This window comes from Paenibacillus sp. G34 (genome assembly GCF_056856875.1).
Genome location: NZ_CM166469.1, coordinates 1561549 through 1580303 on the forward strand (window position 1 = coordinate 1561549; position 18755 = coordinate 1580303).

Sequence of the window (18755 nt, forward strand, 5' to 3'; positions counted from 1 at the left end):
TGTTTTGTTGTCGAAAGAATAAAGATAAATGATTGACATGCTATAGATTCATATCATATAATCAACACGTTCATTAAAATGATAATGATTATCATTAACGATTAGGGGGGACTATACAGATGAAAAAGAAATGGATTCTGCCGTTCATCGTGCTGATGATGTTTACGATCATTGCCAGTGCATGTGGTAACGGGGCATCAAACGGTGCATCAGATAACGGAAAACAAGAGGCATCTGCAACAGAAGGGACAAGCAGTGAAGCAGCGAATACTTCGGATACCATAACGTATCAGTCCGAAACAGGGCCAGTGGAGATTCCGGCTAAACCGCAACGTATCGTGGCTCTCACGAACGGTCCCAATATCCTTTCTATGGATGTAACGCCAGTGGGCGTAGATAAATGGACAGCAGAAAATCCGCTGTTCAAGGATAAATTAAAAGATGTTGCTATCGTAAGCGAGGAAGATCCAGAGAGTGTCTCCGCTTTGAACCCAGACTTGATCATTGCGGGTTCACATATGAAAAATCTCGAACAACTGTCCAAAATTGCCCCAACCATCGTATACACTTGGGGTAAACTTGACTATCTGCAACAGCAGCTGGAGATTGGCAAAGTGCTGAACAAAGAGTCTGAAGCACAAACATGGATTGATGATTTCACCAAAAGAGCCGGTGAGATTGGCAACGAGATTAAAGCCAAGTATGGTGATAAAGTAACAGTATCCACGATTGAAATCGCGGATAAAGAAGTTTTCGCGATGGGAGATCACTGGGCACGCGGAACAGAAGCACTGTATCAAGCGATGAAGCTGAATATGCCGGAAAAAGTGAAGAATGACACGTTAAAAGAAGGTTATCACTCCTTGTCACTTGAAGTTCTTCCGGAATATATGGGTGACTTCATCGTGCTCAGTAGAGACATGACCCGGGATAACGAGATTATGAAATCGGGGATTTGGGGTAAAATCCCGGCCGTTCAGAACAAACATGTGATCGAATTGGATACCAAATCGGTGACGTATAGCGACCCGACCACGTTGGAATATGTATTGAATATTTTCAAAGAAGGATTTCTTGGTACGGGAAAATAATAAATCAGTTGGTAAGGATCTTCACTCCAACTGTTGATAGTGAATCGTATAAGAAAGAGACGAAGCAGGCAAAAGCCCTTCGCCTCTTTTCTTTTTATAAGAAAAAACCACCTTCTATGTATATACGTAGAAGGTGGTTACTTTTGAAGGAGTAACAGAAAAGAAACTAGTATTAAGGACGTTACGAATTAAAAATATAACGATAATCGAACTTAATGTGTTTATTTATCTTTTAAGTCTGCAATGGATTTGACATCCATGTACTCCGGCACGACAAGTCCCGTTTTTACTCCTGTCATATTTGCACCGAGGTCATCAATCTGGTCTTTGTATTTATCCCAATAATCAGCATGTGTCAGAGGAAGCCAAGCAGCTGGAGATGCATCCACGTCTCCTGATGCAACACCCGTCCACATCGGTCCGGCTTCAACTTGCAATGCATTCACTTTATATCCGAGCTTATTTTCCATCACATATTTCAGCAGATTTGTACTTGCAATCTCGGAGTCCCAAGCAACATAGCCGAGACGGAACGTATCACCGTTCACGGGTGTCAGACCTTTCGTCCATTCATCAATCTGATCTTTGTGTTTCTCGGCATAGTCTTTGGCAGCCTGTTCAGGTGACGTACCGTCTTGAATGGCAATCATCATCTCACCCATCTCATCCGAAGTCCACTTGAAGCGGGACAAGAATTCATAAGCGACCGGATGATCTTCTTTCAGACCTTTACGAGCGATGGTATGAATTTCTTCGGCATCTCCATAGACTTTATCTGGATCATCCAAATATTTCAGGTCATATTGGTTGAACATCCAGTGCGGAGTCCAACCTGTAATGATAATTGGTTCTTTATTCTTGTAAGCTTTGTCCAGCGTAGCCGTCATGGCTGCGCCGGACCCTTCTACCAAATTCCAGTTGGTCAGGCCATACTTTTCAATGGCACTGGCGGTGGATTTCATAATACCGGCACCTGGGTCAATACCGATAATCCGGTGATTGACTTCATCTCCAACGTTGGCATTTGCCGCAGGTTCAGAGGATGAACCCGAAGTTGAAGCCCCCGTTTCCAAATCTTCAATCGAGTTAACGTCCGTCATATATTTAGGAACAACCAGACCTGTGCGTACACCAGTCATATTGGCTCCAAGGTCCTCAACCTGATCTTTGTAACGTTCCCAGTAGTCAGCATGTGTCAGTGGCAACCAGGCCGCAGGAGAAGCATCTACGTCACCTGAGGCAACACCCGTCCACATGGGTCCAGCTTCAACTTGAAGTGCGTTGACTTTGTACCCGAGCTTGTTTTCCATCACATATTTTAGCAAGTTGGTGCTGGCAATTTCAGAATCCCAGGCAACATAGCTCAGTTTGAACGCATCACCATTGACTGGTGTCAGACCTTTTGTCCATTCGTCAATCTGATCCGCATGTTTCTCGGCATAATCTTTGGCAGCCTGTTCAGGGGATGTACCATCCTGAATGGCAATCATCATCTCGCCCATTTCATCCGAAGTCCATTTGAAGCGCTTCAGGAATTCATAAGCAACCGGGTGATCTTCCTTCAAACCTTTACGAGCAATGGTATGAATTTCCTCGGCATCACCAAACGATTTCTTCGGGTCTTCCAAATATTTCAGATCATACTTATTGAACATCCAGTGAGGAGTCCAACCAGTGATGATAATCGGTTGTTCATTTTTGATGGCTTTGTCGAGTGTAGCCGTCATCGCGGCACCCGAACCTTCAATCAGATTCCAGTCAGACAAGTTATAATCCTCGATGGCTTTGGCAGTTGATTTCATAATGCCTGCACCGGGATCAATACCAATAATCTGATAGTTTACTTCCTTACCTACAGCATTGGCTGCTCCGTTGTTGCCACCAGCAGATGTTGTGCTGCCTGTGAAGTATTGAGAGAAACCAGCAACAAGTACAAGGAGTGTTGCCGCTGCAGTAATCCATGCCTTTTGTTTCGTGGAGACACGGGAAGTTTTTTTGCGACCAGGCATAAACAGGTTTTGTGTAAAGCGATCAAGCACGATGGCAAGCACTACGACAGCAAGACCGGCTTCAAATCCTTTACCAATCTGTAGCTGCGTTACTGCACGGTACACTTCTGCACCGATACCCTGTGCACCGATCATGGATGCAATAACAACCATGGAAAGGGACAGCATGATCGTCTGGTTAATACCGGACATCACCGTAGGCAAGGCGAGTGGAAGCTGTACTTTGAACAATTTCTGCGCCGAAGTGGAGCCGAAAGCATCCGCTGCCTCTACCAGTTCGCTCGAAACCTGTTTGATCCCCAGATGAGTCAGACGAATGGTTGGCGGAATGGCGAAGATCACTGATGCGATAACGCCGGGAACAACGCCTAAACTAAAGAACGTAACGGCTGGCAACAGATAAACGAATGCAGGCATCGTCTGCATGAAGTCCAGCAGCGGCGTGATAATCCGTGCAGCTGTTTTACTGTATGCGAGCCAGATACCGACAGGCACACCGAGCAGAATTGAAATCAATCCTGACGTAATAACGAGACCCAGTGTGTCCATCGATTGGGACCAGTAGCCCAAGTTATCCACGAGCAGGAACCCGATAACGGTAAACAGGGTAAGTGGCAATCTGCCTACCAGAAATGCCAGTACGCCTAGTATGGCGATGAACAGAAGTGGATGAGGCAACATAAACAGCCCCGAGAAAAATCCAACGACTTCCTGAATAACGACAGAGATTACTTTAAACAATCCGGAGAGCGAGGAGCTCATCCAGTCAACGATGGATTCAATCCACGATGCTAGTGGTATTTTGGGTATCATTCAGAGCTTCCTCCTTTTCTGCAACTTCACCGCTTAGTGCACCGAGCAGGGCACCGCGAACGATAACACCTTGCAGACGGCCAGTTTCGCTTACAACGGCGAGAGGCACATGGGCTGAACTTACAATCTCAAACAATTCATGAATCAGGGTATCAGGCGACACGGTCGGCCCATCTGTAATCAGAATGTCGTTTAATACTTTATTTTCGCGCATTGCACGGGTTGCGTCTTCTGCTGTAATGACACCCAGCAGTTTTTTGGAGCGATCAATGACAAACAGGTTCGAGATGCCTCGCTCACGCATTAACTCGAGAGCAACACGAGGACCACGATCGGTCGTGATTGTTTCTGGACGGCGCATAACGTGTGATGCTGTGAGGACCTTGGACAAGTCCACGTCTTCGACGAAGCGGGCCACGTATGAGTTGGCCGGTTGAATCATAATTTCCTCCGGTGTACCAATCTGCACAACAGCGCCGTCTTTCATAAGGGCAATCCGATCGCCGATGCGCAGCGCTTCGTCCAAGTCATGGGTAATGAAAATAATCGTCTTTTTCATCTTATCCTGAAGCTCAATCAACTCATCTTGCATATCACGGCGAATCAATGGATCAAGCGCACTGAAGGCTTCGTCCATCAGCAGTACTTCCGGGTCATTAGCAAGTGCGCGGGCGAGGCCGACACGTTGTTGCATCCCGCCGCTCAGCTCATCCGGCATTTTATCTTCCCAGCCTTTGAGACCAACGAGTTCGAGTGAGGTTTTGGCTTTCTCACGGCGAACTTCCTTATCTACTTTTTGAACTTCCAAACCATATTCCACATTATCAAGAACAGTCCGGTGCGGAAACAAAGCAAATTTCTGGAATACCATGCTGATTGTTTTCCGGCGTACTTCTCGCAATTGTTCTTTGTTCATTTTTCGCAAATCTTTGCCATGAACCAGAATTTCTCCGGATGTTGGTTCAATCAAGCGATTGAACATCCGAACCAGTGTGGACTTACCACTACCGGACAGGCCCATAATTACGAAAATTTCACCTTCTTTGATTTCCATGTTGACCCGATTGACACCAACCGTTATCTGTTTCTCTTTGGCCAACTTTTCTTTCCCCCAACCTTGCTCCAGTAATTCAAGACCTTGCTCGGTTTGGGGGCCAAACAGTTTACTCACGTTTTTCACTTCAAGTATGGTCATGTTTTCACCCCTTCTGATGTGTTGTGCACTTCGAACGGCTTTTAGCAGTCACAAGCCCATACACTTGTGTGCCCAGCCACGAAATCCGGTAATTCTTGCTTCGCTTCCCGTCTTTCTGGGTAACGGTTTGTATTCTAACAATAGTTAACCAGTATAGCAACCGAATAAACAGTACATAATGTTTATACAGTAAAAACTGTACAAAGTTTTCCTCTCATATGCTCTGTCTATCTCCTTTTTCTGGCTAATCAGACATCTTTACTTTTATTATTGCTTTTCCTACAATAGAAAATGAGCTGAATTAAAGCTTATTTTTTTGGTTAAATGAACATCGTAGGCAAATTGCAGCATGGTAAAGTTCCCAATATAATCCATTGGGTGTAAGATGTTTTCTAGCTTATAGAATATCCAGTTGCATGCTTTCCCATGTAAGCTGAGCTTGAACATGCTGATTTTTTGCCAAGACTGGAATGTCAGAATGGAGGTTGCAAGCATGAGCTTGGACCATTTGCAAGAGGATCAGCAGGCTGCCGTGATGAAGATCCGTAAACGCGTTATCGAAGCCATTGGACGAAATATGGATCTATACGGCGTAACGTTGTCCACGGGACATCTATATGGATTGCTATTTTTCGCAGAAAAACCGATGACCCTTGATGATATGGGCCGGGAAATGGAAATGAGCAAAACAAGCATGAGCACCGGAGTACGAACTCTGCTGGATCTGAAAATGGTAAATAAGGTGTGGAGCAAAGGCTCCAGAAAAGATCTATATGAAGTGGAGTATGACTGGCATCAGACGTTTACGGATTATTTTGCTATTAAATGGAGAAAAGCGGTGGAGAGTAACCTTCAGATTCTTCGCAAATCCGTTGACGAGATGAATCGGCTGATTAACCAGCTTGACGAACAGGCTGATGCGGATCTTCTGCGAGTACTACATGAGGACATGCATAAAGTATTGCAAGCCGAAGCGTACTACCGATGGCTCGACAGGCTTATTGATGCGATGGAAGATGAAGAAATCTATAAGCTTGTTCCTAAAGAAGAGATTAAAGAAGAAATGAAAGAACAGTTATAAGCTCAAAGCAAAGGACCCATTCCTTCTGGAAGGGTCCCTTTACTTTTTATTGACCGATTACACTTAAACTTGTAATCGACTTCAGCGAATTTGTCTTTTGCAAACGCTGTACAGGTCTTCGGAGTTTGGAAGCACTGGATTGTGCTCCTGTACGCCGAGTACTTGTTTGATCTGTCCATGCGACTGGCATCCGATCTCGATTGGCATCAGTCGCAAGGTGTGGGGCTGTTTCTAAGCGATAAAGTGCAAGCTCCTTGAAGTACCGCTGTGCTTGCTTCTCACGCCCGGTAAGCTCTGCCAATCGGCTATAGGTATCTTTCCAATCCTCGGTCAATTCGAGAATGACGGTGGGGGCAATACCTTTTAATTGATCATAATAAGGTTGGCAGGAATCGTCACCAATAATGAGATCAGGTTTACCTTGACGCAGTAGATCCAGCTGGTTGGTTAGGTCACGTTCTTGCTCTGCTGTGCCGCTCTTTGAATGATGTTTTAGATCCAGTGACCCAACAGGTTGCAGTCCCAGAGAGCGTAGATGCTCATCAAAGCCAGAGCCGGATACTGTGGCTACGCGTAACCGATGTTTCTTCATATAGATACTTGGCGCAATTCCAAGCAATTGCTTGAATTTACGACTAAAATAATATTCATTCCCATAACCAACGGATTCGGCAACTTCTTTGAGAACACAGTTCTCCACCGACAGTTGTTTTTTGGCTTCTTCGATTCTTAACCGGTTTAGATAATCGGTAGGTGACATGCCTTTTGCCTTTTTGAAGCTGCGGGAATATGAACTTGGTGTTAATCCTGCGATTTTAGCCAGATGATCCATGCTGATGCCCTCACTCATGAAACGATGCATATATGAAATGCTGCGTTCCAGTGCGGGATCTACCTTTTCGAGGTTAGCTTCCAGTCGATGCTCTGACAGGAATTGCAATAGCTCATGTAACTGACTATGTATGCTGACAAAGTGGTCTGACTGTTCACCTCGATAGGAATCATACAACTTGGCCATTCGTTCTGCTGCCTGCTGTTCATGCCGGATGCGCATTTTGCCTGTCTGCCAGTCGAAGGAAAGGGAGGAGGTGGCGGTCATTTTCCATTGTCCTCTTACTCGTTGCACACTTACTTGTTCCATGCTTAGCATGAGAAATTCAACGACCTCAGAATGAGCTAATGCGTCGATAATTATGCCGGGTTTGATCATAAACAGATCTCCAGCTTGTGCTTCGTGTACGATGTTGTCCAGAGCCAGCAAGCCTTTGCCTTGTAAAATAAGACAAAGTATGGGCCGACTTACCGTCATGCCTTGTATACGGAAATTTCTCCCGCGACGTACACGGCACATTGAAGAGAGCAGCGGTAAAGAAGAGGTTTCGGTTAATACGGGAAACGATTCATTCATGCGGACCATCCTTTTGTCTTATTTTCTTAATGATAACAATTATCATTCTCAAATGGAAGGTGTTTTTGAAAATTAGTTTTGATAATTCTGAAATCGCAAGAATGACAAACGCGTATGGGAAAGTAGAAAATAAACGCAAAAAAGGATGACAAACCAGCATGAAAGCTGAAGAGTCATCCTCAATCAAACCTGAAATCTAACGTTTCCGGAACGAACTTAATTCGTTGTAATTAAAAGAATGTTGTCCAGGAAAATGTCACTTACTGCTTGTTGTCCTGTTCCGTTTGCTGCTGAATGGTATAAACGGAATTCATCTTTGGCATGGCTGTAAAAGATTCCGGGAACATCATCACGCAAGTGGAATGTGTCCCATTCATCCCCAGCTATTTTGCTAAATTTCAGAGATGCATTGACAGCATAGAGACCATTTTTGCCGGAGATGTAGGCAACTTCAGGTTTATCATTCACGAACTGATTCATCACATAGGTTACATTGCTCAGGTTGAGATTAGACGTTTTATTCACCTTGCTGGCAGTAACGGTTTTGGCGTAGGCTTTTTGATCCGCATCAATGATTACCACCTTGTCTGTTCCAACTGCACTGACTTCTCGCACGCTTTTGGAGAAAGAGAATGAAATTGAATTTCATACTTAGTTCAACCTGAAATCGATTTGCGCATGATGCTACCAATCTCGTCTCAAAGCATTCTATGCCTAGTTTGGTCGTGGTAACATGAAGGTGAATGAAGAAACCGACTGAACCATCAACGACAGGAGCGAAACAATAGGATGAATATAGCAACGATTGGTACAGGCTCCATTGTAGATGCCATTTTATCCGCGATCAATGAATTGGATGATGTCATAGTCACTGCCATGTACTCCCGCAAAAAGGAGACGGCACAAGAGCTTGCGGATAAATATAGGGTAAGCACAATCTATACAGACCTAGAATCCTTATTTTTGGATGAAAATGTAGATCTCGTTTATATTGCTTCGCCCAATAGTATGCATTATGAACAGGCCTATCAGGCACTTCAACATGGTAAACATGTTGTATGTGAAAAACCGTTCACGTCCACGCTTCAGGAAGCAGAAACGCTGATTGCACTTGCAAAAGAAAAGAACCTGTTGCTCTTTGAGGCTATCTCCAACATTCATTTACCGAACATTAAAGTTATACAGGAGCAACTACCGAAGCTTGGTTCGATCAAACTGATTCAGTGTAACTACAGTCAATACTCGCGTAAATACAATGATCTTCTCGCGGGGCAGACACCCAACGTATTTAATCCCGAGTTCTCTGGTGGAGCGCTGATGGATATCAATATTTATAATCTGCATCTGGTCTTGAATTTGTTTGGCAGCCCGAATACAGTATCGTACACGGCGAATCAGCATGAGAACGGCATTGATACATCAGGAGTTGTGGTCCTCAAGTATCCAGAGTTCATTGCAGAATGTGTTGGGGCTAAGGACACGAGCGGCATGAACTTTGTGCTCATTCAAGGAGAAAAGGGGTACCTTCAGGTTGTAGGAGGAGCGAACGGTTGTCGGGAAATCAAGCTTCAGATTGGGAAAGAGACTGCCGAGGAGTTTAATGCGCAGAACAAAGCCAATTGGCTGTACTATGAGTGGGAAGCGTTCAGAGAAATTTATCTGGCTAAGGATTATAACCGGTGTTATGAACTGCTCGAACACAGCCGTTCTGTAATGAATGTACTGGCGGAAGCTCGCAGGCATGCGGGTATTGTATTTACAGCGGATAAATGATGAATGATAAATCTCAGTAGTTGTCGCTGATGCTCGCCATATACAACATATCAAACAGATAGAGTACCGAGATCATGGAAGACATTTTGGACAACCTCAATTGTTCGTTATAACCATAGGTTAGCAGCGTTTCATCACAATGTCTGGATAGCGTTGAAAGATTGTCTTCGGTCACGGCGATGACTTTCCGTTGCATATTCTTCAGTACTCTGGCGGCTTCAATCATGGATGAGTTCTCTCCCGTATGAGATATGACAAAAGACAGGATGAACTGACTGGTATTCATTGTATTTAAATAATGCATGTTGGGACCATTGTGTGCTACCGCCGCAATGCCAAGCTCGTTCCATTTGGCGCAAGCCTGCTGTGCCAAATAATAATTCATATCACTACCGTAGATGTCAATACGTGCGGATTCTTTTACCCAATTCGCGATTCGTACTAAAAGAGGAGCGTTCAACATACGGCGTGTCTCATCCAGCGCCTGGTGATATAGGTAGGGAACCGAGTCGATCGCAGCCAGTACATTGCCTTGTTCTGTGATTGTATGATCCGGCGTCCGTAATGGGGAAGAAGGAGATTGTTGATATTCTAGCGCAAGCTTTAACTGAAAGTCTGGGTACCCTTTGGTACCCATTTTTTTGCATAGGCGAACAATGGTGGACGCACTTGTATAAGTCTGTTGAGCCAGTTCATGGGCTGTAGCATGGAATACAACTTCGGGGTCGTTCAGGATAAAGTCCACAATATGCTTCTCCTGTGCCGTTAATGGTGAAGCATATTTTAATTTCTGGAGTAGGTTGTATTCCATGCTGTTGTTCCATTCCTCTCTATAATCATCCCAAAGTACATGTCTCCACATCATAACTCGCGTCTGTTTATTTCTCAATCAGATCTGACTCTCCGCAAGTTGCTGACGGCGGTTCCACATGGTAACGAGGCGGAGTAAAATAAAGCTCGTGAGCAGCATCGCTGCACCGGTGCCCAGCAACATCCATGGCCCAATCATTAACATGCCGGTGGCCTGACCAGCAATCAGGGCAATCAGGGGCAGGACAACGAGTCCGCCAAGCTGGTAGGCTTCCTGAAATCCTCGTACTTTAGCCGAGATGAGCACATTGAGGAGAATAACGGCTAAACTGCATGTAGGGACCACCCAAAGGATCAGAATGATCCAATTCCAATTCGGAAACATCAATGTGCCAAAGATCGGGTACATCAGGATGTTGGCAATGATCCCATAGATGATGAAGGTCACCCAGGACAACAACACTGACGGAATGAAAGCAGCCAGAACTTTACCTCTAAACAGTGTACTCATGCTCATCGGTGTAAACAACAATCCTTCCAGTGTCTTGCGTTCCTTCTCGCCAGCGAAACTGTTGGCAGTCAGGATGCTGGAAGCCATCACTGGAATGATGAGAAACAATGGAGCGAACATATACAAGCCAAGAAAATAAACAATACGTTGGTTGTCCGTTGTCATGGCAGCAATGGAGGGCATCTGACCACTTTGGATTAGCTTGTCTAATGTTTCCATGATCACATTTAAGTTACTTATCGAATGTAGATTCACGCGGGATGCAACCCACAACATAGCAGAAGGAACAATGATTCCGATGATTAGCGGTACAATCAGCATAGGCAGCCATAGTTGCACGCTGGATGTGACAGAACGAATATCTTTACGAATGAGTGCACGTATCGCTTGACGATTATTCATGTGCATTCGCCTCCCTTATCGCAAAATAAATGCTTTCCAGATCATTGCCTTCCATACGTGCCTGATAAACCTGACCATGCTCGGTCAGCTCCCGAAGTAACAACGGAATATGCTCACGAGATGATAATTGAAACGTTGCTGTATGCGCGGTAACCGTCTCAGGCGAATAGGTGCCTGTCTCCCAACCGTTTGGCATATCAGCTTCGACCTCTAGCCGCGGTGCGGATTGATAACGCTGAATGATCTCCTGTTCAGTCCCTTTCTCAACAACACGACCCTTTTCCATAAAAATATAATGATCACACACGGCGGAAAGCTGAGTAAGCACGTGTGAGGAGATGAGAATCGTCAAGTTCAGCTCCGTATTTAATTGACGAATGATGCGAAGCACCATCTGGATGCCGTCAGGGTCAAGACCATTGGTTGGCTCATCCAGAAACAGAATCGAAGGACGGTGCAGCAGTACCCGTGCAAGACCCAATCGTTTTTTCATACCTGTGCTATAGGTACCAACTTTGCGGTGCTGGTAATCCTGAATCTCAAGCAGCTTCACCAACTCGTCGATGCGTTCATTTACATGATTGAGACCAAAGGCATCAGCGAAAAAGAGTAAATTATCCCGCCCACTCATATTTTCATACAAACCGCTTTGTTCGGTCAGTGTACCGCAGATCGCCAGTATCTTTTCCGTTTCGCGTGACGTATCCATGCCTTGGATGGTAACCTGTCCGCTGTTTGCGCCCAGAACTCCGTTCATGATCCGAATGAGGGTTGTTTTACCCGAGCCGTTCGGGCCAATGAGTCCGGTTATGCTGCCTTGTTGAATTGTGAAGCTGATATCCTGCAACGCGTGCTGCTCTCCGAAATTTTTATATATATCCCGTACTTCAATCATGTAAAATCACCGTCCGTTTTCTAAGTTTGATGATTATACGTCCAGTGGTGTCAGATCGTTCAACTAAGACTAAAGAAATATATTTTTGCTTCAATAGTCCTGAAATCCTAGTGCATATTTCCCCGGGCAATTCCACCAAATCGGGTCTAAGGTTTGTTTTTTTGGGAGGCTGTACAATGTATCCTTGAAAAGAAGGTATGAAGGCCGTTTGATTGCTGTTTCATTGCTATAGATAATGGAGTAATAGAGTATAGGCCGATATATACATAAGAGTTCGTCTAACACATCCATTTATTCAGTGTGAAGGTATTAAAGCAGCCTGAGTGCTGTGTTAGACCCAGAGGAAAGGTGAAGTGATTCATGAGTACACCGAATGAATATCGTTTTCAGGTCAACCTGAGCGGAATGATCCAAATTTTATCGAATCATTTATACAGCAGTCCAAAAGTTTTCCTGCGTGAGCTTATGCAGAATGCAACAGATGCGATTACGGCACGCAAGGAAGTGGAACCGGGATATCAGGGAGAAGCTCGTATTGAGCTAACAGGAACCGGAGATCAATTGACGATGATGGTGGAGGACAACGGAGTTGGTTTGACCGAAGCGGACATCCATGAATTTCTAGCGATGATTGGACAATCCTCGAAGCGGGGACAACAGGCATTGCTGGATGGCGAGACATCGTTTATTGGACGTTTTGGTATTGGTCTGCTGAGCTGTTTCATGGTCAGTCATGAGATTGTCATGCTGACTCAATCGGTGAAGGGCGGCCCTTCCATGGAGTGGCGCGGTAAGCCGGATGGTACATATACGATCAGGCAGCTGGACACGCAATTGTCTCCCGGAACGAAAGTATATCTGCGTTGCACGCCGGAAGCGGCACACTACTTTGAAGCAGAGTATGTGAAAGAAGCTTTATTTTATTATGGTGCGTTATTGCCTTATCCGGTCACGTTGATTCATGACGGGGAGCAATCTATCGTTAATCAGGATTCTCCGATCTGGTTAACACGTCCAGAGCTTGCTCGTTCCTGCCGTGCGGAAGTGCTTGCCTTTGGTGAACGTCTGCTTGGGGAGAAATTCCAGGATTTCATCCCGCTAACAACGGCTTCGGGGCGCACGGGAGGTATTGCGTACGTGTTGCCACACGCCGTGAATTTGAATGCCAAGCGTTCCCACCGGGTTTATCTGAAGCGTATGCTGATTTCGGAGAAAGCCGAGAACATTTTGCCGGAATGGGCGTTCTTTGTAAAATGTCTGATCTGGACCGATGAACTACAGCCGACAGCTTCAAGAGAGCATTTTTATGAGAATGAAAAGCTGGAAGAAGTGCGCTCCGATCTCGGAGACGCCCTACGGTTGGGACTGACCGAAATGGCTGAACAGCAGACTGAACGTTTACAGAAGCTGATTCGTCTGCATGCTCTCTCGATGAAGGCGCTGGCTGTTCAGGATCAGCAATTTTACGCGATGATTCATCGCTGGTTGCCTTTTGATACAACGCGTGGACACCGGGAGCTGGGTGAACTGATTGATGAAGGGGAGACACTATACTACACCAGCACTATTGATGAATACCGCCAGATTCACCATGTGGCTTCCGCACAGTCCATGCTGGTCGTTAACGCAGGTTACATCTACGACAAAGAACTGATGGGGATGTTACCTTTAGTACTGAATAATGTAGAGACCGAACGAATTGAACCAGATGAAGTATCGATGACTTTCACGGATGTTGCACCGGCTGAACGTAACCAGTATTATGATGCGCTACGCCTGGCAGATTCGGCGTTACAACGTTTCCGCTGCCGCGCAGAAGTGAAAGGGTTCAAGCCCGCTGACTTGCCGGTATTGTTCACCCTTTCGCAGGAATCGTCCACGCTACGTGCACTGGAAAAAGCGAGCGAAGAGAGCACAGACTTATTTTCCTCTGTTCTCGGTTCGTTGTCATCGGGTATTCATTCGGCAGGGTACTCGACGTTGTATCTGAATGTGAACAATCCGATCATTAAACGGGTGTTGACTTCACCGAATAATCAGATGACACCGATTGCTATTGAGATGTTATATGTTAACGCACTGATGATGGGGCATTATCCCATGAACAAGCAGGAGCTTGAAGTATTGAACCAGGGAATTGTTCGGTTTATTGACTGGGGTTTAAGCGCAAATACGAATCATGAGGGAGATGCCTGATGAAGACAGAGATGGATTTCGAAGATTTGATGGAAGAGGCCTATCAGCTGCCCAATGGTGCGGCGAAGCTTGGTCTATTAGAGGAAGCAGCGCGGGTGGCTGATGTCAACGGTATGGTTGAGGAAGCGTACGAAGCCCGTTCAGAGATTGTAGATGTCGCCACCTTCTGTGGATATCCGATGAAAGCATTGATCGCTTTTTCCTGGCAACTAGGCAAGTTTGATCAGCAACCAGAGCTGTATGATGAAGAAACGTTATTGTGGTCTTATAAATGGATTCTTGGCAAAATGCCCGATTTTCCGGAAATTTCCCGTGAGAAGATTATGGAATTGCTCGAGGATTTCGGAGCAAGGTTCAAGTCTTATGGGTACAGCGAGCGTTCTTACTGGTACTACCGTTTCCGCATCTTTATGGATTTTGGAGAGCTGGAAGAAGCGGAACGTAGCTATGACAAGTTCAGAATGTTAGACCGGGACTTCATGAGTGACTGCGAGGCGTGTGAGCAGGATGAAATTTTGCGTTATTTTATGTTAAAAGGAGACGACGAGAAAGTGCTGGAAGTGGCCAAGCCGATTCTCAAAGGACGCATGAGCTGTGCGGAGATCCCACATCTGACCTTGTCCGAAGTTCTGATGCCGCTGTATCGTCTGGGACGGAAGGATGAGGCAGATAAACATCAGGTTAAAGGATATCGTTTGATCAAAGGTGAAAATGATTTCGTGCAGAGTTTTTCAGAGCAGATGGAGTATCTCACACTTACGAATCCGGCCAAAGGGATTGATATCCTCGAAGAAACACTGGTGCTCGGAGCCGAGCATGAAGATGTGTATGCCAAAATGATGTATTATGCGAAGGCAGCTTCGTTATTGCGGCGCTGGTCGGAAGAAAAAGACTCAGAGGGGTATCGCTTGCGCCTGCCAGCTTCATTCCCATATGAGGGAGACCCGGGAGATCTTCTCAAACTTGCAGATTATTTTGAAGATTATGCCCAAGCTACGGCAGCCAAGTTTGATCAGCGCAACGGAAACACACATGTATCCTCGTTAATTGCATAATTTAAAAGGCTTGTTCGTGAAGGGGAATCCCTTGCGAACAAGCCTTTTTGTTGTTTACTTATATAGCATAATTATTGAACGGATGTTGCTGGAGGAGCACTTTCTGTCGCTTGATTAGGCGTAATCTCAGTTTTGTTCTCTGGTGTCGAGGCTTCTTTAGTGATCTCCTCAGATCCTGACTGATCTGGTTGCTGCGGTTGCTCTGGCTGCTGGGCGGCCATCATTTCAGCAACGATGCGATCGGTCGGCTGGGTAATTAACGCATACATGATAGCAGCCTGTTCTTGGCGAATGAGAGGTTTGCGTGAAAGGAAGTCCGCAGAACCGTCCTCCAGGATTTTAACTTCAGGGCCGTAGAGGCCCAGCTTCACCATCATTTGCACTGCAGGAACAGCCCAATCATCTGTGTGGCCTGCAAGTTTAACGTCCTTAAACAGTTCGGTTGGATACTGTAGCTGAAATACTCTCCATATCATAACTGCGGCTTCTTGCCGAACAATGGCTTGATCGGGTTTAAACTGTTTCTCGTCTGCACCTGTGATCATCCCCATTTCATAACCAAGCTGGATATAGCCAGCTGCGGCATGGCCAGCCCAGTCTGTGTCAGTAGGCGGTGATGTTTTGCTAGGTTTGAGACCACTTAATTTAAGAATATTCTCGATAAATTCCGCACGAGTTACAGTCGTTTTAGGCATGAAAGACTGGTTAGCTTCATTTTCGAAATATCCAAGCGATTGCAAGCTATGGATCGCTTGAGCATAAGGATTGCTCTTCTGAACATCCAGGAAGCCCGCCGCTTTTTGACCTTTTTTGGCATATCCGAATGGGTTGAGGTACGGCTCTCTCATGTAGGTTGTTCCATCTTCATAGGTTTTGAAGGCTGTGAACTGTCCTGATAATTCATCCGTGAACAGATTGTCTTCCACTTGAATCAGCTTACGTTCACCCAGATACGGATCACTAATGCTTAACCCACTGGACGTTTCACCGCCAGCTTGGAGCTTGCTGATAAGTGTACTGATCCGAAGGTCAGCATAAAAACCGTTGAAACGTTGCAACTCTTCCGCAGATTGTGGCGTGTATTCCTTAAATTGTACCGGTTTAGCGTACTGCGGGAAGAAGTTCTGAATAAAAGCTTGGTAGAGCAGATTACGAAGAGCTCCATTCTGATTATAGGTCAGGAATACGCCTGTGTTTTGCTCAGGAATAAAAAATAGATAAGAGCTGTAACCTGACAGGTCGCCTGCTTTGGTAATTACTTTGGAACTGCTTCCCGCCCCGGGGAGCTGAAACGGCGCTTCGAATCCGTACGTGCTATCCGGCAGTAGCGGGTGAATGGAAGAGCGATACTGCTCCATACTTTTCACCGTTGCTGGTTTCAAAATCTGCTGGTTGTCTTTCTTGCCGTCATTCAGAAAGGCAATCATAAACTTACCAATGTCGTCGGCTGTAGACAACATGCCGCCTTGAGGCAAAGGATTGGGATCAATGAAGTACATGTCAACCGGCTTGTGAGCTGGATCATAACCAGTGGCAAGCTGTTTCTGGAATTTTTCATCTAGCATAAAACTGCTGTTGTTCATGCCTAAAGGCTTAAAGATGTGCTCTTGCATGTACGTTTCAAACGGCTCGCCGCTGACATTTTCGACAATCAACCCGAGTAGCAAAAACGAGAAGTTATCGTACATGTAGGCGCTACCAGGCTTTCGTACAACAGGAGGCATGTGCTGCTCGGCGTAATCCTCCATCGTTATGTACTTATCAGGATCTGCGTGGATATCTTCTGGCTGTGGATCACGGATTTCAAACCCGGTGGTGTGTGTCAGCAGATGTTCTACGGTTACTGGCGCATCGAATGGATTCTCGAAATGCAAACCCTTCACATAGGTCTGAAAATCAGCCTTCAGGTCGACCTTGCCTTGCTCCACAAGCTGCATGACCGCAGCGGCTGTGAAGGTTTTGGAGACTGAGGCGACACGAAAAGCGGTGTTTTTCGGATCGACAGGTGTTTTTTGGTCCAGATCGGCATAGCCGTATCCTTTTTCAGCAATAACTTGACCATCCTTCACAACGATAACAGATGCACCAACATAATGAGGTTTGGTTTCAGATGAGGCGAAGAACTTATCCAGAAAAGCATTAGCCGATTCGGCATTCAGTGTTACAGGCTGTTTGGAGCTTTCAGAATCAGGGGCTGTTGCCCCTGTCTGAGCCTGAACCTGGGGAGCCCAGAGGCTGAGAGAAAGAACAAGTGCCATACATGCGCTGGTCAAGGCGCTCCATTTGGACCGGGTATTGCGATTGAATAAATGCACATCATCACTCCTTTAGTTATTTTTACCAAAGTAGGTAGCTCAAAGTGTATTACTGCTTCTGAGCACGATAAGTTTCACGAAAATAAACGCCGAGGTTGATCATCCAGATGACAGACAGGAGAACAATGGGGAAGGCAGCAAAGTTATACACTATGGAATATAACACCGAAACGGCCATGCCAACGCCAAGCAGGAGGTTCATCATCTGAAACGAGCGGTAGGCTGCGCGATACACAATCCATTTCTCGCCTTCATCCAGCTTTTCGAAGTGATCTTTTTTCATGTTGCGGGAGTTCAAGTCCAGTGCGCGATCAGGGAAGTAGCGATTGTAACGTTTGATCGTCACGCTCTGTAGCACAACAACGATGATTACAGCGATGCAAGCGGCGACCAAATTACCAAGCGTAAACAGATTCGAAGACTGGGGTAGGTCTCTGCTCGATGCATATAACGACAAGGCAAGAGCGACCCATGCAAATGAAGCAATGACACCGAACGAACTGAGCATCATTGCATTTCCCAGCGAACGTTCGGCAGGTGACATCAAGGAGTGATTATCTTCCATGTCATCTGCATCATCATTTTCCGCGGGACGGACAGAAGGCGTACGTGCCAGACTGATGCTATTCCAGATCATCGTAACGAGCACCACCAGTGCGATAAGAGCAAATAGCAGGTCATAATCATAATAAACGGACAGCGTCCAGTTCAGATCAGAGGGAAGCTTGGTGATTGCGGCTGAGGAAATAAATCCGACAACAGCACCGCCAGCAGCATAGAGCGGAAGGCGCATTCTTCTTTTTTTGGATGAGGTATTAGCGGTTTGATTCATGTGGTTCTCCACCTTTCAATTCAAATATTTTTTCAACAGATTCTCCGAACACATGAGCTATTTTTAATGCCAGAACGACCGAGGGAGAATAATCTCCGCGTTCAATCAGAGCAATAGTTTGCCTTGATGCTCCAATGAGCTTCGCCAGTTCTGCCTGAGACAATCGGTCTCTGGCTCGTAACTCCCTAACGTGATTGTGTAATTCTTCCACGTACTCACCTCCATGAATACAATGTATATGATAATTGACTGAATGTAAAGTATAATATACAAAATGAATATGATTATTTACTTTTTATGATCACGTACAGCTTGATTAAGCATAAAAACGGAGCCTTCAAAAGGCTCCGTTAAACGTTGTAATGTATT

Annotated in this window: 15 protein-coding genes; 5 read left to right on the forward strand and 10 right to left on the reverse strand. The window is 45.6% G+C overall.

All coding sequences use genetic code 11. The annotated features are described in order from the left end of the window. Positions 1-119 precede the first annotated feature (119 nt). Positions 120-1091 (forward strand): ABC transporter substrate-binding protein, encoded by a 972-nt coding sequence (locus AC1VYS_RS06830; RefSeq protein WP_482913585.1) that lies wholly within the window; start codon positions 120-122, stop codon positions 1089-1091. 221 nt (positions 1092-1312) lie between these two features. Here AC1VYS_RS06830 and AC1VYS_RS06835 read toward each other — a convergent pair whose 3' ends face one another. Then, positions 1313-3913, reverse strand: a complete 2601-nt coding sequence (locus AC1VYS_RS06835; RefSeq protein WP_482913586.1) for a glycine betaine ABC transporter substrate-binding protein — start codon at positions 3911-3913, stop codon at positions 1313-1315. Next, positions 3879-5108 (reverse strand): quaternary amine ABC transporter ATP-binding protein, encoded by a 1230-nt coding sequence (locus AC1VYS_RS06840; RefSeq protein WP_482913587.1) that lies wholly within the window; start codon positions 5106-5108, stop codon positions 3879-3881. Before AC1VYS_RS06840 ends, AC1VYS_RS06835 begins: the two co-directional genes overlap by 35 nt. A gap of 493 nt (positions 5109-5601) precedes the next feature. On the opposite strand from AC1VYS_RS06840, the gene AC1VYS_RS06845 reads away from it, so the two are divergent. Further along, on the forward strand, positions 5602-6189 hold the full coding sequence (locus tag AC1VYS_RS06845; protein WP_482913588.1) for a GbsR/MarR family transcriptional regulator: 588 nt from the start codon (positions 5602-5604) through the stop codon (positions 6187-6189). Between the two features lie 46 nt (positions 6190-6235). Here AC1VYS_RS06845 and AC1VYS_RS06850 read toward each other — a convergent pair whose 3' ends face one another. Next, on the reverse strand, positions 6236-7597 hold the full coding sequence (locus tag AC1VYS_RS06850; RefSeq protein WP_482913589.1) for a helix-turn-helix domain-containing protein: 1362 nt from the start codon (positions 7595-7597) through the stop codon (positions 6236-6238). Between the two features lie 216 nt (positions 7598-7813). After that, a complete protein-coding gene (locus tag AC1VYS_RS06855) occupies positions 7814-8212 on the reverse strand; it encodes a hypothetical protein (RefSeq protein ID WP_482913590.1) in 399 nt (132 codons plus the stop codon). Between the two features lie 174 nt (positions 8213-8386). Between AC1VYS_RS06855 and AC1VYS_RS06860 the strand changes: the two genes are divergently transcribed. Then, positions 8387-9370 carry a Gfo/Idh/MocA family protein gene (locus AC1VYS_RS06860; protein ID WP_482913591.1) on the forward strand — a complete coding sequence of 328 codons (984 nt, stop codon included), beginning with the start codon at positions 8387-8389 and terminating at the stop codon, positions 9368-9370. A gap of 13 nt (positions 9371-9383) precedes the next feature. On the opposite strand, the gene AC1VYS_RS06865 is transcribed toward AC1VYS_RS06860, so the two are convergent. The 3 genes from AC1VYS_RS06865 to AC1VYS_RS06875 are packed head-to-tail and all read right to left on the reverse strand — an operon-like array spanning position 9384 to position 11988. Then, entirely contained in the window at positions 9384-10235 is an 852-nt protein-coding gene (locus tag AC1VYS_RS06865; RefSeq protein WP_482934491.1) for a MurR/RpiR family transcriptional regulator, read from the reverse strand. Between the two features lie 24 nt (positions 10236-10259). Then, positions 10260-11093 carry an ABC transporter permease subunit gene (locus AC1VYS_RS06870; RefSeq protein ID WP_482913593.1) on the reverse strand — a complete coding sequence of 278 codons (834 nt, stop codon included), beginning with the start codon at positions 11091-11093 and terminating at the stop codon, positions 10260-10262. Beyond that, positions 11086-11988 carry an ABC transporter ATP-binding protein gene (locus AC1VYS_RS06875; protein WP_482913594.1) on the reverse strand — a complete coding sequence of 301 codons (903 nt, stop codon included), beginning with the start codon at positions 11986-11988 and terminating at the stop codon, positions 11086-11088. Before AC1VYS_RS06875 ends, AC1VYS_RS06870 begins: the two co-directional genes overlap by 8 nt. A 360-nt stretch (positions 11989-12348) precedes the next feature. Here AC1VYS_RS06875 and AC1VYS_RS06880 point away from each other — a divergent pair, with 360 nt between their 5' ends. Further along, complete coding sequence (locus tag AC1VYS_RS06880; RefSeq protein ID WP_482913595.1) at positions 12349-14184, forward strand: HSP90 family protein; 1836 nt, start codon at positions 12349-12351, stop codon at positions 14182-14184. Beyond that, the gene (locus tag AC1VYS_RS06885) at positions 14184-15239 is read left to right on the forward strand and encodes a hypothetical protein (protein WP_482913596.1); all 1056 of its coding nucleotides are present in this window, start codon (positions 14184-14186) and stop codon (positions 15237-15239) included. The genes AC1VYS_RS06880 and AC1VYS_RS06885 overlap by 1 nt, the downstream gene beginning before the upstream one ends. Before the next feature lie 71 nt (positions 15240-15310). Here AC1VYS_RS06885 and AC1VYS_RS06890 read toward each other — a convergent pair whose 3' ends face one another. Genes AC1VYS_RS06890 through AC1VYS_RS06900 form a run of 3 tightly spaced genes read right to left on the reverse strand, consistent with a single transcriptional unit; the run spans position 15311 to position 18597 of the window. Beyond that, positions 15311-17554, reverse strand: coding sequence for a serine hydrolase domain-containing protein (locus tag AC1VYS_RS06890; RefSeq protein WP_482913597.1), 2244 nt, complete (start codon positions 17552-17554; stop codon positions 15311-15313). Between the two features lie 49 nt (positions 17555-17603). Then, complete coding sequence (locus AC1VYS_RS06895) at positions 17604-18386, reverse strand: DUF3169 family protein (RefSeq protein ID WP_482913598.1); 783 nt, start codon at positions 18384-18386, stop codon at positions 17604-17606. Beyond that, positions 18370-18597, reverse strand: coding sequence for a helix-turn-helix transcriptional regulator (locus AC1VYS_RS06900; RefSeq protein ID WP_145333403.1), 228 nt, complete (start codon positions 18595-18597; stop codon positions 18370-18372). Before AC1VYS_RS06900 ends, AC1VYS_RS06895 begins: the two co-directional genes overlap by 17 nt. Between the last annotated feature and the right edge of the window lie 158 nt (positions 18598-18755).

Bases quoted from the DNA above. Each gene is read 5' to 3' on its own strand.
- AC1VYS_RS06830 (WP_482913585.1), top strand. From the start codon at position 120: ATGAAAAAGAAATGGATTCTGCCGTTCATCGTGCTGATGATGTTTACG.
- AC1VYS_RS06835 (WP_482913586.1), bottom strand. From the start codon at position 3,913: ATGATACCCAAAATACCACTAGCATCGTGGATTGAATCCATCGTTGAC.
- AC1VYS_RS06840 (WP_482913587.1), bottom strand. From the start codon at position 5,108: ATGACCATACTTGAAGTGAAAAACGTGAGTAAACTGTTTGGCCCCCAA.
- AC1VYS_RS06845 (WP_482913588.1), top strand. From the start codon at position 5,602: ATGAGCTTGGACCATTTGCAAGAGGATCAGCAGGCTGCCGTGATGAAG.
- AC1VYS_RS06850 (WP_482913589.1), bottom strand. From the start codon at position 7,597: ATGAATGAATCGTTTCCCGTATTAACCGAAACCTCTTCTTTACCGCTG.
- AC1VYS_RS06860 (WP_482913591.1), top strand. From the start codon at position 8,387: ATGAATATAGCAACGATTGGTACAGGCTCCATTGTAGATGCCATTTTA.
- AC1VYS_RS06865 (WP_482934491.1), bottom strand. From the start codon at position 10,235: ATGATGTGGAGACATGTACTTTGGGATGATTATAGAGAGGAATGGAAC.
- AC1VYS_RS06870 (WP_482913593.1), bottom strand. From the start codon at position 11,093: ATGAATAATCGTCAAGCGATACGTGCACTCATTCGTAAAGATATTCGT.
- AC1VYS_RS06875 (WP_482913594.1), bottom strand. From the start codon at position 11,988: ATGATTGAAGTACGGGATATATATAAAAATTTCGGAGAGCAGCACGCG.
- AC1VYS_RS06880 (WP_482913595.1), top strand. From the start codon at position 12,349: ATGAGTACACCGAATGAATATCGTTTTCAGGTCAACCTGAGCGGAATG.
- AC1VYS_RS06885 (WP_482913596.1), top strand. From the start codon at position 14,184: ATGAAGACAGAGATGGATTTCGAAGATTTGATGGAAGAGGCCTATCAG.
- AC1VYS_RS06895 (WP_482913598.1), bottom strand. From the start codon at position 18,386: ATGAATCAAACCGCTAATACCTCATCCAAAAAAAGAAGAATGCGCCTT.